Origin of the sequence: Thalassoroseus pseudoceratinae, from assembly GCF_011634775.1 — a bacterium.
GTDB classification, from domain to species: domain Bacteria; phylum Planctomycetota; class Planctomycetia; order Planctomycetales; family Planctomycetaceae; genus Thalassoroseus; species Thalassoroseus pseudoceratinae.
Genome location: NZ_JAALXT010000001.1, coordinates 560771 through 576419, shown reverse-complemented (window position 1 = coordinate 576419; position 15649 = coordinate 560771). Strand labels below are relative to the sequence as shown.

Sequence of the window (15649 nt, the reverse complement as noted above, 5' to 3'; positions counted from 1 at the left end):
TGTCACTCGCGTGGCCCCCTCGCGAAAGACTTACGCAAGGAAATCGACTACAGACTCACAGCACTAATCGCAAAGATAATCCATGCGTCATTCGCTTCCACGCTGTTGATGTACCCCATCAACAGCATTCGCCCCCTAATCATCGGCAGCGGATATTCAATGAGCAATCGCTTGAGCCGATTTCTCGACAGCCGCCGTTGACGATTCCGTTGGCGAAGCTGCCACTATGCAGTTCGCGCAGCAAATGGGACCTAAATTCTGGCCCTCGTTTGTATCGACGAATACGCTTGGACAAGTCGCCTCGTATTCGGATGCCGAGAATGCAGCTGGAAGAGGATGCAGAAACATGTCCATACACCTGTTCGCACCAGTGGTAAACCCACTACTCTGGATAGGTGATTTCACCAGTCATGTTAAGCTTTTGAGGCCGATGAAAGGTCAGATGAATCCCAACGTCCATTAGAGGTGCGGTACTCGACAAGAAACATTACGAACCTCCGATGAATTGGTTGCGACGGCCTGGATGCCCCCTTAAGCTATAGTGGCACTCGAGCCTCACTCAAATTCAACACACACACATCAAGTTGCCGGAGATTAGCCGTGCGCAGGTTTCGCTGGTTGAATCGTATCGTTTCCCGGGCTGTCGATGCTCGCCCACTTGAACGACGGGTGCGACGTCGGCGTGTGGGGTATGAACGACTGATCGCGGCGGAAGTTCTGGAAGACCGCACGCTCTTGGCTGGTTTTGTTGACCCGAATCCGTCGGACGGAAACCGTTTCGGGGAATCTGTGCTGGTCCTCAGCAATGGCAACGTCGTCGTTACCGCTCCCGGAGACGACGCCGGTGGAACCGATGCTGGGGCTGTCTATCTGTTTGACGGCGAAACCGGCGATGTCATCAGCACGTTACTCGGTGCGGATGATTTTGACAGAATTGGGCAAGTCGGCGGTCTAGGTGATCCCGATGTTTCGTTGTTTGAAGTTGGCAACAGTAACTTTATCATTTTGAGCCCGTCAGTCGACAGAAACGGCCAGATCAATGCTGGTGCTGTTACTTTTGGGGATGGAGAAACGGGTGTATCTGGTGTTGTCAGTCCGCAGAACAGCTTGGTCGGTTCGGCCGTTGGCGACAATGTTGGGTTCGACGTGTTTATCCTTTCAAATGGCAACTATCTTGTTCGTAGTCCGTTCTGGGATCGCGGAGGGATCGAAGATGCTGGGGCCTTGACATTCGGCGACGGCATCACTGGTGTTGCAGGTATCGTGACTGAAAACAATAGCCTCATCGGCTCCACAGCGGACGATGAGGTTGGCTTTGGCAGCATCATCGAGTTACCGACCACTGGAAATTTTGTTGTACAATCGACCTCGTGGCAAAACGATCAAGGCGATACCGTCGAGGCGATCACCTTTGGCGACGGTGACCTTGGGGGCACTGGCAGCATTAGTAGCGAAAACAGTCTCGTTGGGACGGCGGCGAATCGCCTTGGCGACATCATCACACTCGCGAATGGAAACTATCTCGTCGAGGATGCCTTTTGGGATAATGGGTCAACCAACAGTGTGGGAGCAGTCACATTCGGCAGCGGAACCACGGGAGTAGTGGGCACAGTCAGTGCAGCCAATAGCCTGATTGGAAATTCAGAAAATGATTTTGTGGGTGAGAAGATTTTTCCGTTGTCCAACGGCAATTATGTTGTTGTTAGTGACGGATGGGATTCCGCAACGCATTCTTCGGTTGGTGCGGTGACATTTGGAGGCCCCAATGGGGTGACCGGACTGGTTTCGCAGAGCAATAGTTTCGTCGGACGGGACTCGGTTGACCTCGTTGGAAGCGGGGGTATTGTCGAATTAGCGAACGGAAACTATGTCATCGTCAGTCCTAGCGTGGACATTGGCTCTGACTTCGGTAATGGTGCAGTGACATTTGCTAGCGGAACTTCGGGAATTGTCGGGCAAGTTTCGGAAACAAACAGTTTAATCGGTGGGCAATCTAGCGATGCAATTGGTAGTGGCGGTGTGATGCCGTTGAGCAATGGCAACTATGTGGTTGCAAGCCCCGACTGGAATGGTGAACGCGGGGCAATCACGCTTGGTGATGGGACGAACGGAACTGAAGGAGTTGTATCAGCCGCGAATAGCCTTGTCGGTGCCAACGAAGCCGATCGCGTCGGGGACGGGGAGATTCTTGATCTCAGCAACGGCAATTACATTGCCGCCAGCCCCAATTTCCAGCATGACGGTGCACTTCGCGCGGGAGCGGTGACTTTCGGATCGGCTAGCGTCCCACTGAAAGGAGTTCTTGATTCCACCAATAGCCTCGTCGGCTCGACATTGGATGACCGCGTTGGTGAGAACATCTTCGCACTGAGTAACGGAGACTATGTGGTTGCCGTGCCGACTTGGGACGACAGTTCAACCGTGGATGTGGGCGCGGTCACAGTCGGTGATGGGGCGAACGGTACCGTAGGTGTCATTTCGAGTTCGAACAGTCTCGTTGGCTCCACGGCCGGCGACATGGTGGGCCAGCACATTCAACCATTGTCGACTGGGAATTTTATTGCGCTCAGTCCCAGTTGGGATAGCGGTTCAATCGCTGATGTCGGCGCAGTGACCTTTATCGATAGCAATTCCCCAGCGATCGGACCAATTACCGTCGGCAATAGTCTCGTTGGGGCGTCGGCCAATGACCGCATCGGGGTTGGACTGGATAACATCGCCTTGCTATCCAACGGCAACTATTTGGTCCTTAGCCCGAATTGGGATAATTCCGGTGAGGCAGACGCTGGCGCGGTGACGTTCGGAAGTGGTACCACGGGAGTCTCTGGCGTTGTGGGTGAGTCGAACAGCCTGGTGGGATCCACGGCCAACGACCGAGTGGGTTTGGTAAATACGAATGTTGTCGAGCTGACGAACGGAAACTTTGTGCTTCGTACTTCACGCTGGGACAATGCAGGAATTGTTGACGCCGGTGCGGTGACATTCGGTAGCGGAACAGCAGGAATCACAGGAGCGATCAGCGAAAGCAATAGTCTCGTCGGAAGCTCAACCCGGGATGAACTTGGTAAGAACATTGATAGCGTCGTTCCACTGCCTGATGGGAATTATGTCGTTCGTTCATCGGCTTGGGATAACGGCAATATTGCGGATGCGGGTGCCGCAACCTACGGAGATGGCACAATGGGCGTAAAAGGCGAGATTACGCAATTCAACAGTCTGGTAGGATCGTCGCCCCAAGATCAAGTCGGCGAAGGAGTGGTTTCCATCGGCAACGGAGCCTACGTCGTACTGAGTCGTGGCTACGATGACGGTACCAACATCGATATCGGCGCCGCGACATTCGGCCAGGCCGGTGTGGGAGTTTCGGGAACAATTGACGCCGCGAATAGTGTATTCGGTGAAGGCACGTCGCGCGATTTGTTAGTTTTCGTCTTGGATCTTCCGGCGCCTGCTCCCTCCGCGAGCGCAACCGCTTCGGAGACCTCCAACAATGGCTCGCAAAAAAAGTTCCTGGTTTCCTTTTTCGATGACGATGGTACGAGTTTTCTCCGAGAGGGTTCGGGGACCAGCGGTTTCACACTCGCACGGTTGAATATCGGTGATGCGATCGCTGTCGTTGAAGGCGATTCGGGCATGACGGAAATTACGTTCCTGGTAACCCTCGACCAAGCACTTGATCAGGACGTGTTCTTTGACATTAATGCCGTTGCCGGCACCGCCGATGCTTCGGACTTTGTGAATGATGTCCTCTTCACGGTGGGGGACAATGGCACTATTGCCGCCGGTAGTGACGAACGCAAAATCACCTTGCAAGTGCGCGGTGATCAAATTACGGAACTCGACGAAGAGTTCTTCATTGTATTGTCGAACTTCAACTTCAATTCTCAAAACGTCACGGTGGCTGGTTTCCAAGGTAAGGGGACCATTGAGAATGACGATGCTTCAACGTTCACAATTACTAGTGAAACGGGCAATGAAGACGATGGCAACCTCACATTCGAAATCTCGCTTGATCATCCGGTCGATGTCGAGACACGCGTTAGCTACGCAACCGATTTAACAGGGCAAACTGCTTCGGCGAATGATTTCACGGAAGTCACAGACGAATTGATTTTTTCTGCTGGTGCGGTCCCAAAGTCGATCACGATCTCACCGACTGCCGACGACCTCACTGAACTGGATGAGACGTTCTTGGTGAGATTGTCGAACCTGGTTGCCAACGGCCGCGATGTCTCGATTGATGTGGAGCCGGGAGTTGGCACAATTAAGAACGATGATGCCGCACAGATCTCAATCAATGATGTTGAAGTGGATGAAGATGCAGGCAACGTGAAATTCATTGTGTCGCTGGGCCAAGACCAAGCCGTCGACACTGATATCTCAGTCGACTTCGCCACAGCAAGCGGTTCCGCAACTGCGGGCGATTTCACCGCAACGAATGGGACGCTAGACATCCCGGCTGGAATGACATCCGGTGAGATTATCATTCCGATTGCCGACGATATGACGGTTGAGGACGACGAAGAATTTGTCGTAAACCTCTCCAATTTAGAAGCCGCTGAGCGTTTGGTCTCGATCAGTAAGTCGCAAGGCACCGCAACAATCAGCGATAACGACGTAACAGTGTTATCAATTACCGATCGAGATGTCGACGAAGATCAACAAACAATGACTTTTCAAGCCACACTCACGAAACCGCTCGATGTTGATTTAACCTTCGATGCTGCCACTGAGATTGGTACTGCTGAGCTGGAGGACTTCACACCAATCAGCGACACATTCAGAATCGACGCTGGTCAAACGTCGGTGGACATCGTCGTGAGTATCACACAAGATTCAATCGTTGAGCAAACGGAACATTTCTCGCTCAACCTTGAAAACGTGAGTGCTTCCGGTCGGCAGGTTTTGCTTGGAAATCTCCAAGCGACTGGTGAGATACGCGACGATGACTCGGCACGACTTTCGATTAGCGATGAACTCGAAATTGAAGACGAGGGGACAATTACTTTTCAAGTTACGCTGGACAATGCCGTTGAAGGGGAAGTCACTGTGGACTTTCAGACGAGTTCAATTTCAGCAAGTTCAAACGACTACAGTAGCACGAGTGGCCAACTGACATTCGAGGCGAACGAGACCAAGAAGACAATCGTCGTCGATGTGAGTGCCGATGACTTGGTTGAAGGGAATGAGCAGTTCGAAGTAATCCTTAGCAACTTGCAGCCCCAAGGCCTTGATGTCAGCCTTGTCGGCGACCGCGGTGTTGGGACCATTCGAAACGATGACGAGGCCTTGCTGACTATTGCGAATGAAAGCGAGGCAGAGCTAGCCGAAAACATGACCTTCACGGTCTCACTTTCGAATCTAATTGATCAAAGTGTGACCGTTGACTACGTGACAGAGGCTGGAACGGCGAGTGAGCAAGATTTTGTTCCGGTCAGTGGAACCTTGACGATCCCTGCGAATACTCAGAACATGACATTTGATGTTGAAATCCTTCGAGATGGGATCGCTGAAGGAGACGAGCAGTTTGCGGTCCAACTTTCTAATATGCAAGCTGGCGGTCGAAATGCATCCATTGGCGATTCCCGTGCGATCGGGACAATCCTTGATGGCGGCACTGACGCACGTGTGTCGATTAGCGAATTGTCGGGCAGTGAAGACGACGGCGTGATGACATGGGCTGTGCAAATCGATCAGGCACTCGACGTTGATGTAAACATCGATTATCAGACGAGCTTCGACACCGCTAACAACAACGATTTCGTCTCTACGAGCGGGACACTCACAATTGTCGCGGGGCAAACATCCGCCGACTTCCAGGTAAGTATTACGGACGACTCCATTGTTGAAACAACCGAACGTTACCTCGTTCAGTTAAGCAACATCAATGTGCAAAATCGTCGTGTAGTCTTCGAAGAAGATCAAGCGTTCGGCTTGATTCAAGACGACGATTCGGCAACCGTACGAATTGGAGACTCTTTCGAGTTCGAGAACAATGGTGAAATCACGTTTACGATCGAAATTAGCGAGGTCTCAGATGCCGATGTCACGATTGACTATTCCACTGTCTTCGACACGGCCTCGAGCTCTGACATCGTAGCCGTCGCGGACATGGCTACAATCCCTGCTGGAAGCCTCTCCACACTGATCTCGGTCACGCTTGTCAATGACGAACTACTCGAGGCCGACGAGCAGTTTTACTTGCAGTTGGCAAATCTGCAAGCCGGTGGTCGCAACATTCAATTAACGGACGACCGCGGCACTGGGACGATTCGTTCCGAGGACTCGGGGCTAGTCGGTATTGCCGACGCGTCGACTTTGGAAGACGCCGGCCCGCTCGTATTTGTCGTTACACTTGATCATGCCAGCGAAGAAGCAATCAACGTTGGCTACCAAACCGAATTGATAACCGCGGATCAGAACGATGCTAGTTTGCTCTCAGGAACACTCACGATCCCAGCAGGTCAACAATCGGCACGGATCACTTTCGATATCGCAAATGATTCTGTCGTTGAAGCTGATGAGTTAGTCGCCGTCAATCTCGTTAGTGTTTCAGCACACGGTGGAACGGTTCAGATTATCGACGATCGCGCGGTTGGCACAATTCGCAATGATGACTCCGCTACTCTTCGGATTCTGGACGGCAGCGGTAACGAAGATGAAGGGGCGATCGAATTTACTATTGAACTCGATGAGGTTGTCGACCATGAGTTAACCGTCAATTTTGCAACCCTGGCCGGAACAGCATCGGAGAATGACTTCAGTCCATTAACAGGGACTGTGACAATCCCCGCCGGAGAACGCGATACTGCGGTCCGCATTGCATCGATTGCAGATACGACATTTGAACTCGACGAACAATTTTCCTTAGAGCTGTCTGAGCTTCAAGCCGCGGGTCGCAACGTTTCAATCTCAGATTCACGCGGGATTGGTACGATCCGCAATGATGATACTGTTGAGGTGTCAGTAGCTGATGTCGCCCAAACCGAGCGATTGCCACGTCTTAAATTCTCTGTCCAGATCAACACTCCTCTTGAGGTTGACCTTGTGATCCCGTACGCAACGGCCAACCAAACTGCGGGGGCTAACGACTTCACACCGCTCTCCGGCACATTGACGATCCCGGCAGGGCTCACTTTTGCGGAGGTGGAAGTCGACGTCACATCCGATGAGTTCATCGAGTCAGACGAAACATTCCAATTCATTCTCGACCCGAACAACAACTCATCCGAACAGGTCATCTTCGTAAATGCGGTTGCAACTGGCACAATCATTGACGATGACATCATTGACGATGACATCATTGACGATGACATCACTGACATTCACGATAACAATGTGGAAGTTCGCAATAGCTACTTGAATCCTTCCGTGATCAACGGAATCTTCGAAGTTGTCCTGACTGGAAACTTTGATCAAGTGGGTAACGGAGACGACGACTTACTCTTCTGGGATCCTGATTCCGGTAAAACGCGATTGGTCTTTGGTACGGGAGAGTTTCAAGACAATCCGATCGCACCGAATTCCATCAACGGCAACGATTTCTTCGAGGCAATTGTCGGGGACTTTGACGGGAGTGGCGGGGACGATTTGTTTTTCTGGAACCCGTTTACTGGCAAGAATCGCCTCTTTCACACGAATTCCCAGAATTCGCGTGTCTCCACAACTTTTGAGACTAATATCATCTCACCAACGGAAATCAATGGTAACGACTTTCAGCAATTCGTTGTCGCCGACTTTGACGGAGGCGGTCCAGAAGACTTGTTTTTCTGGAGTCCTCTAAGTGGTAGGAACCGGCTTGTGCACATTGATGTGGTCCAAGCTGGCTTAGAAAGTCGGGGAGGCAATGTCCAGAACAACATTGTCAATCACACGTTGCTCAATGGTGGAGATTTTGAAACCGTGCACGCTGGGCAATTTGATGGAGACGGTATTTTTGAGTTGTTGTTCTTCAACCTTAGCACGGGAAGAAATCGGATCATTACATTTGACTTGGTGGCTGCCGGCGTAGAATCAGTGTTTTCTGGCCAAGTCACCAACAATTTAGATCCCAGAGCATTCAATGGTTCGATCTACGAAAAAATTGAACTTGCCGACCTTAATGGTGATGGGATTGATGACGTATTCTCGTGGCGTCCAGGTCCCGGAGACAATCGAGTGGGATTGGTGAATCTCACACCGAACTCATCCGGGCAAATTCGAACCAATTTCATCCCGCGGAATAGTATCAACGGCGAATTTTCGCATCTTGTCCGTCTAACAGACCAACTCTTTAGCTCCGAATTCCGTGACGAGTTGTTTTTCTGGGACCCACGAACGGGCAACAATCGTGTCAGTCATCTCTAATATGGACACATATGACTTGGGAACGTTGGATTTGGTCATGGAATAGTGACTCTAAGAGTTTCGGATCTAAGTCAGTTTGTGCGTAAGTACCAGGGGAACATCAATCGGTTTTAGCAAAGGATGTTTGGTATGATAGGTTCTGGAAATCCTGACGATTCATGAAGGTTTGGATGACTTGGGTGGCCGTAAAGAAAATCGTCGTCGCCGCCTTGCAAGTTGTCGACGAACTCGCTGCCGAAGAGCCGATCGCTGCCGCCGCCGTCGAGTGTGTCAACGTGGACCGTTTGTCCCGGAATCACATCGATCTGCAATAAATTAAACACGGCCAGTCTATTGCTGGCGCTGACGATCTTCCATTCCAACCGATCAATTTCCGTTTCGAGTTGCTCCAGCTCGATTTCCTATTCGGTGGTGCGGATTTGTAACGCAAGCAACGCGTCGCGACGCTCTTCCTTGGCGGATTGTTCCGTTTCGAGTTCGACGACCTCATTGAACACTTCCCGCTCACGGCTGAGCAAGTCGTCGTACTGCGCGAGCCAGTTGACGTCGTCGACGGGAATTGTCCCAGGGTCGAGACCCTCCGCGATACGCGCGTCGCGATTGAAGCCGGCATACAGATCGTCTTCTCCATCGCCGCCGAAAAGGAAGTCGCGACCGGCTTCGCCGACGAGTAGGTCGTCGTCGTCACCGCCCGATAGCATATCGAGCAGACCGCCGCCGAACAGCCGGTCTTGGCCGTCGCCGCCGGAGAGCACGTCGGCCCCGGCGCCACCCACCATTAGCTCGTTTCCATCTTCGCCATAGAGCAGATCCCCGAGCAAACCTTCGCCAGCTTCGAGATAGTCGTCCCCAGCACCGCCGTACTGATTATCTCGGCCCTCGCCGCCGTAAAGAAAGTCCTCGCCGTCCTGGCCGTAAAGCGTGTCGTTCCCTTCGCAGCCATTTAAGTAATCGCTGCCCAGGCCACCTTCGAGCACATCGTCACCGGCCCCACCATCGAGCACATCGTTTCCATCGGACGTACCCAGGGTCGGTTTGAAAACCGGTTGCACTGCAGCACGCGGCGAGCGATTTCCGTAGAGGGACGAATCGGCAATATCGTCGCCGATGAGCCAGTCGCGACCCGCTCCCCCCAGCAGGAAGTCGTTGCCTGCTCCGCCAATAAGTACGACGTTCCTCGTAACGCCGTGACCGACCTCGATGCGATCGTCTCCAGTTCCGCCTTCCAGCGCGAGCCGCTCGACGTCGGACGGCAATGTGAACGTGGTTTGCCGCGTGACCTCGCCGGCTTCGTTGAGCAGATCGACCACGAAGAATTGCGGACCGAGTTGTCGCAAGACCATGTGATCGTCGCCGCGCGAGCCAAGCACCGAAGAGGTATCTTGGTCCAGATCGCCGGAGACCGTATCCTCAATACCCACGACGCCGCGTTCGAAGTCGACCATCAGACGGTCGTTGCCATATCCCCTAGAGAGGGTATCGCGTCCGATGCCGCCGTTAAGGGCGTCATCCCCGTCACCGCCGATTAGCCTGTCGTCGCCGTCGTCACCTTGCAGCAGATCCTTGCCGGTTCCCCCATAGACTGTATCGTTCCCGTCGGTCTGCCGCGTGGGTTTCCATCTCTCGACGAGTTGCCCATATTAGTCCCTGTTCCGCACAGCCACTGAGTCATTTTTTTTTTAATACCAGCTGATCTTACTCCGTTCTAACGGCCCGTACCCCGTCCGCCACGCATTGCCCACACCCGCTGTCGGGGAAGCGGTCCTTACGCTGATTTCAAATACATGTAACCCAACGACTCAGCACGCATCAGCAGATGAAGTTTCGGGCTAACGGTTCTTTCAGCAACAGATCGTGAATTCCGATGTGATTTGGCGGATCGCTGCCGATCAGGCAGACGCTCGGCGGTTCCGACCGGTAATTTCGTCCCAGAAGAAGAAGCTGTCGGTAAGGCTATTGCTGAAGACTTGATCGGTCAGGCGGACGACATGGTCGTATTCGCCGTTGATGGCACCGGGATTGACCGGATTCGTTTCAACCGTCGACAAACTGCTGGGATTGGGATTGGTCAGTGCCACCCGATTACGGCCTCGGCCGGCAGCCCAAGCGAACACATCATCCAAGCCATCCTGGTTGACGTTGCCGATGGCGATCTGGGAAAAGTCGGACCCATTAAATGCACTCGGCGGTAACACATTGTTACGGAAGTTGGAAAAACCGGTCTGGAGTCCAGCGTTCGACGACAGCTCCACAATGCGGTTGGCTCCGGTGGCCAGACTGATAAACATCAACTCTGGCAACTGACTTCCACCCGCGATGAACTCGCCAACATGCACCGATTGGTAGCTATTCCCATTGAGCGCTGTTGTGGGGACGACATTCGTCTGAATCGCGCCGACGCCTGTGTCGCTGCCGAGATTCGCTGCAGTGTAGTGCACGATCCGGTTGCGTCCTGAGCGGGGATCCCAGAAGAATAAATCCTCCGGCCCATTGTTGTCGAGGTTCGCAGCGACCATGGTGCTGAAATCGTTGCCGTTGATAGCTGGCGGATCGATTACATTCGTCTCGACTCCCCCTTCACCATGCACGAGTCGATTGCGTCCCGTTCTAGGATTCCAAAAGAATAAGTCGGTCCCGTTGCCACCGTCGAAGTAGCCCGCGAGTACCTGCGTGAAGTCATTGCCATTGAGCAATGGCAAGGGCACGGTGTTCGTTGACATGCTCCCGTCGCCGAAGACGAAGCGATTAATCCCCGCGACAGGGTCCCAGAAGAAAAGATCGTCCGCAATGCCCGCTTCGGCCGGCACGCTGTCGAAATTCCCGCTGACGACATGCCGGAAGCTACCGTTGATTGCCGTTTGGTTGAGGGGTTGATCGATCAGTTGTGGCGGCGGCGTTGTGGAGTCGTCGTTGAGAATCGTGCCCACGCCCTGATTGTCGGCGATCGTGACGCTGGCCCCGCCACCTTGGGGGTTGGACAGATTCACAAAGAACTGTTCGTCGGCTTCCACCGTGCCGTCGGCAGTCACCTCCACAGTGAACGTCATCGAAGTCTCACCGGCGGGAATCGTGACCGAATCCATCACGGCGGTGAAGTCGTCCGCCTCGGCCGAATCTGGGGCGGTGGCGACGTCCACGCTCACGTCCTCGTCGACGGCGGCGTTCAGCGAGACGGTGAAGGTCATTGCCCCGGCGTCTTCGTCTTGGGTCACATCGCCGATCGAGAGCATGGCGGTATCGTCGTTGAGAATCGTGCCCACGCCCTGATTGTCGGCGATCGTGACGTTGGCCCCGCCACCTTGAGGGTTGGACAGATTCACAAAAAATTGTTCGTCGGCTTCCACCGTGCCGTCAGCGGTCACGTCCACGTTGAACGTCACCGAAGTCTCACCGGCGGGAATCGTGATCGAATTCATCACGGCGGTGAAGTCGTCCGCCTTGGCCGAATCTGGGGCGGTGGCGACGTCCACACTCACGTCCTCGTCGACGGCGGCGTCCAGCGAGACGGTGAAGGTCATCGCCCCGGCGTCCTCGTCTTGGGTCACATCGCCGATCGAGAGCGTGGCGGTATCGTCGTTGAGAATCGTACCCACGCCCTGATCGTCCGCGATCGTGACACTGGCCCCGCCACCTTGGGGGTTGGATAGATTCACGAAGAATTGTTCGTCAGCTTCCACCGTGCCATCGGCGGTCACGTCCACAGTGAACGTCATTGAGGTCTCGCCGGCGGGAATTGTGATCGAATCCATCACGGCGATGAAGTCGTCGGCTTCGGCCGAATCTGGGGCGGTGGCGACATCCACGCTCACGTCCTCGTCGACGGCGGCGTCCAGCGAGACGGTGAAGGTCATCGCCCCGGCGTCTTCATCTTGGGTCACATCGTCGATCGAGAGCGTGGCGGCATCGTCGTTGAGAATCGTACCCACGCCCTGATCGTCCGCGATCGTGACACTGGCCCCGCCACCTTGGGGGTTGGATAGATTCACGAAGAATTGTTCGTCAGCTTCCACCGTGCCATCGGCGGTCACGTCCACAGTGAACGTCATTGAGGTCTCGCCGGCGGGAATTGTGATCGAATCCATCACGGCGATGAAGTCGTCGGCTTCGGCCGAATCTGGGGCGGTGGCGACATCCACGCTCACGTCCTCGTCGACGGCGGCGTCCAGCGAGACGGTGAAGGTCATCGCCCCGGCGTCTTCATCTTGGGTCACATCGTCGATCGAGAGCGTGGCGGCATCGTCGTTGAGAATCGTACCCACGCCCTGATCGTCCGCGATCGTGACACTGGCCCCGCCACCTTGGGGGTTGGATAGATTCACGAAGAATTGTTCGTCAGCTTCCACCGTGCCATCGGCGGTCACGTCCACAGTGAACGTCATTGAGGTCTCACCGGCGGGAATCGTGACCGAATCCATCACGGCGGTAAAGTCGTCCGCTTCGGCCGAATCTAGGGCGGTAGCGTAATCGACCGTCACGTCGGTGCTCAGCGGGCAATCCAGTGTGACGGTGAAGGTCATCGCCCCGGCGTCTTCGTCCTGAGTCACGTCGTCGATGGACAGGTCCGCCGTTTCAGTCAAACGGTGCAGTTCAAGGCCGTCTGAAAAGTTTTTGGCGACGAAGAAGAGCGTGCCGTCCACGTTGGTCAACACATCGGGCTCCGAACCGAGGAATCCCGGTAAGATGTCTTGGACCAATACGGTGCCCGCAGCGGTCCCGTCGGACATCCACAGTTCCTCCCCGTTCGTGCCGTCGATGGCGGCGAAAAAGACCGTGCCGCCCACGTTGGTCAACTGCGGGTCGGATTGCACCGAACCACCGGCTCCTGGATTGATGTCTTTGACCAAAACGGTGCCCGCAGCGGTCCCGTCGGACATCCACAATTCGTCCCCGTTGGTGCCGTCGTTGGCGGCGAAAAAGAGCGTGCCGTCTACGTTGATAAAGTCATCAGGGAACGAACTTTCGCTTCCTGGATTGATGTCTTTGACCAAAACGGTGCCCGCGGCGGTCCCGTCGGACATCCACAGTTCCCGGCCGTTGGTGTCGTCATCGGCGCGGAAGAAGAGCGTGCCGTCCACGTTAGTCAACTCACCAAAGATGAACGCATTGTCGGTTCCCGGTTGGATGTCTTTGACCAACATGGTGCCCGCGGCGGTCCCGGTCCCGTCGGACTGCCACAGTGCCCGGCCGTTGGCGCCGTCGTTGGCGCTGAAGAAGAGCGTGCCGTCCACGTTGGTCAAATTGGTGGGCTCCGAACTGCCGCCTCCCGGACGAATGTCTTGGACCAAAACGGTGCTCGCGGCGGTCCCGTTGGACATCCACAGTTCCTCCCCGTTCGTGCCGTCGTCGGCGGTGAAGAAGAGCGTGCCGTCCACGTTGATCAGCTCCGAATTGAAGTCGACCGAATGGCCGGTTCCCGGATTGATGTCTTTGACCATTACGGTCCCTGCGGCGGTCCCGTCGGACATCCACAGTTCCTCCCCGTTCGTGCCGTCGACGGCGGTGAAGAAGAGCGTGCCGTCCACGTTGGTCAAATTGTTGGGCCACGAGCTGTTGCCGCCCGGATTGATGTCTTTGACCATTACGGTGCCGGCGGCGGTCCCGTCGGACATCCACAGTTCCCGGCCATTGATGCCGTCGTCGGCGCGGAAGAAGAGCGTGCCACCCACGTTAGTCAACTCCGAAATCAAGTTGACCGAACTGCCGCTTCCCGGATTGATGTCTTTGACCAAAACGGTGCCGGCGACGGTCCCGTCGGACATCCACAGTTCCTCCCCGTTCGTGCCGTCATCGGCGGTGAAGAAGAGCGTGCCGTTCACGTTGGTCAACTCCGAACCGAAGTTCACTGAACCGTCGCTTCCCGGATTAATGTCCTTGACGAGTTGAGGTTGAACCCCGCTAAGCAGCGTGCGGTCTTCGAGCACGTCAATCACTCGGGTAAGAGGCGAATGGCGGCGGCGACCAGAATTCCCATGGTTGCCAATCTGAGAAAGTACAGTGGACCAAAACTTCTGTATCGTCATATAGACGCTTTTCGGCCATGGGATCAAAGGACTAGAATTACTAGACGCACAGTCCGCAGATTGAAGCCAGTCTTGTTGTTGCATTTGATTCCCGAATGCTTGAGGAGTTCGTAAATCTGTTGTCTGCCTCGGTGTTCGTCGCCTCGCTTCGATGAGGTTTCGGTTGAGGTGTCTGCACCGAAATCCCCCTCACTGATGTGGAACGTGCCGGCATAACGCGATTGAGAAAAAAACGCGGTTCCTCAAGGTTTCGAGTGCTCTATTCAGCTCAATGCTCACGGTTAAGACTTTGCCAAGTACTGATTTTTCCTGGACAATGCTGGGTAATCCTCGTCTAATGACAAGAGTCAGTTCCCGAAGAATGACTATGAATAGCCTGACCGCTGAGAATTGTTCATATCTGCCTACCGTCACGCCTCGACTATGACCGTGCATCAACGTCCTTCCGCGGTACCATCCACTGTCACGGATCTCACGTCGCTGAGTTTGCTCGGCCGTGTTAAAGCGAACGATGAAGATGCCTGGCGCGAATTGGTACGTGTTTACGGCCCACTTGTGTGGTCGTGGTGCCGACGACGCGGTTTAAGCAAAATCGATGCGGCTGACGTGGCTCAGAACATCTTCACATCGGTCTTTGTCGCGTTGCCGAAATTTCGCAGAGATCAAGAAGGGCAGACGTTTCGGGGGTGGCTACGCACTATTTCGCGGAATGCGATTCACGACTTTTATCGTCAGTCAACCAAGGAACTCGATGGAGTCGGCGGCAGCACAGCGCTCGGTCGTCTTCATGCTCTCCCTTCGAATGATGAGAGTGCTCGACCGGCGGATTTGGCTGTCGAGCAAACTCACCAGTGCGACGAACGCGTTCTGATCCTTCGTGAGGTGTTGCGGTTGCTCGAACAACGCTTCGCTCCGCAAACATGGACTGCTTTTCAGAGGACTGCAATTGGATGCGCGTCGGCGGAGGATGTCGCCCTTGATCAAGGGATGACAGTGGCCGCGGTACGGCAAGCCAAGTATCGAGTCCTTCGCTGCCTCCGCAACGAGTATCGCGAAATTCTCGAACCGGAGATCGAGCCGTCTTCCTCGTGCACTGTTGATCGTCATTCAGCCGGAAATGTCAGCACTGGAAATCACTGATATGCACGGAAATGTCTCGCGACACCGGTGAGCATTCCCGAACGGTAGCAGTCATCTCGCACCCCCTCAATGACTCTGTGTCAGAATTACTCGCGTTATGCTGCCGCGTTCCACTTTGAAGAGGTTCAAGTTCAGCTTGCGAA

Annotated in this window: 5 protein-coding genes and 1 pseudogene; 3 read left to right on the top strand and 3 right to left on the bottom strand. The window is 54.5% G+C overall.

Going from position 1 to position 15649, the window contains the following annotated elements:
• Window positions 1-600: 600 nt before the first annotated feature.
• Entirely contained in the window at window positions 601-8346 is a 7746-nt protein-coding gene (locus tag G6R38_RS02025) for a Calx-beta domain-containing protein (protein ID WP_166820010.1), read from the top strand.
• 170 nt (window positions 8347-8516) lie between these two features.
• Window positions 8517-8660, top strand: coding sequence for a hypothetical protein (locus tag G6R38_RS02020; protein ID WP_166820009.1), 144 nt, complete (start codon window positions 8517-8519; stop codon window positions 8658-8660).
• A gap of 87 nt (window positions 8661-8747) precedes the next feature.
• On the opposite strand, the gene G6R38_RS02015 is transcribed toward G6R38_RS02020, so the two are convergent.
• From G6R38_RS02015 to G6R38_RS02005, 3 genes and pseudogenes are all read right to left on the bottom strand, one after another.
• Window positions 8748-9791 carry a calcium-binding protein gene (locus tag G6R38_RS02015; RefSeq protein ID WP_166820008.1) on the bottom strand — a complete coding sequence of 348 codons (1044 nt, stop codon included), beginning with the start codon at window positions 9789-9791 and terminating at the stop codon, window positions 8748-8750.
• A 12-nt stretch (window positions 9792-9803) separates the two neighbouring features.
• Window positions 9804-9935 (bottom strand): annotated as a pseudogene (locus G6R38_RS28345) (calcium-binding protein); the annotation flags it as partial.
• A gap of 300 nt (window positions 9936-10235) precedes the next feature.
• On the bottom strand, window positions 10236-14366 hold the full coding sequence (locus tag G6R38_RS02005) for an ELWxxDGT repeat protein (RefSeq protein WP_166820007.1): 4131 nt from the start codon (window positions 14364-14366) through the stop codon (window positions 10236-10238).
• 429 nt (window positions 14367-14795) lie between these two features.
• Here G6R38_RS02005 and G6R38_RS02000 point away from each other — a divergent pair, with 429 nt between their 5' ends.
• Window positions 14796-15506: an RNA polymerase sigma factor gene (locus G6R38_RS02000; protein WP_166820006.1), complete on the top strand. Its 711-nt coding sequence runs from the start codon at window positions 14796-14798 to the stop codon at window positions 15504-15506.
• The last annotated feature ends 143 nt before the right edge of the window (window positions 15507-15649 follow it).

Bases quoted from the DNA above. Each gene is read 5' to 3' on its own strand.
- G6R38_RS02020 (WP_166820009.1), top strand. From the start codon at position 8,517: ATGACTTGGGTGGCCGTAAAGAAAATCGTCGTCGCCGCCTTGCAAGTT.
- G6R38_RS02015 (WP_166820008.1), bottom strand. From the start codon at position 9,791: ATGGTCGACTTCGAACGCGGCGTCGTGGGTATTGAGGATACGGTCTCC.
- G6R38_RS02005 (WP_166820007.1), bottom strand. From the start codon at position 14,366: ATGACGATACAGAAGTTTTGGTCCACTGTACTTTCTCAGATTGGCAAC.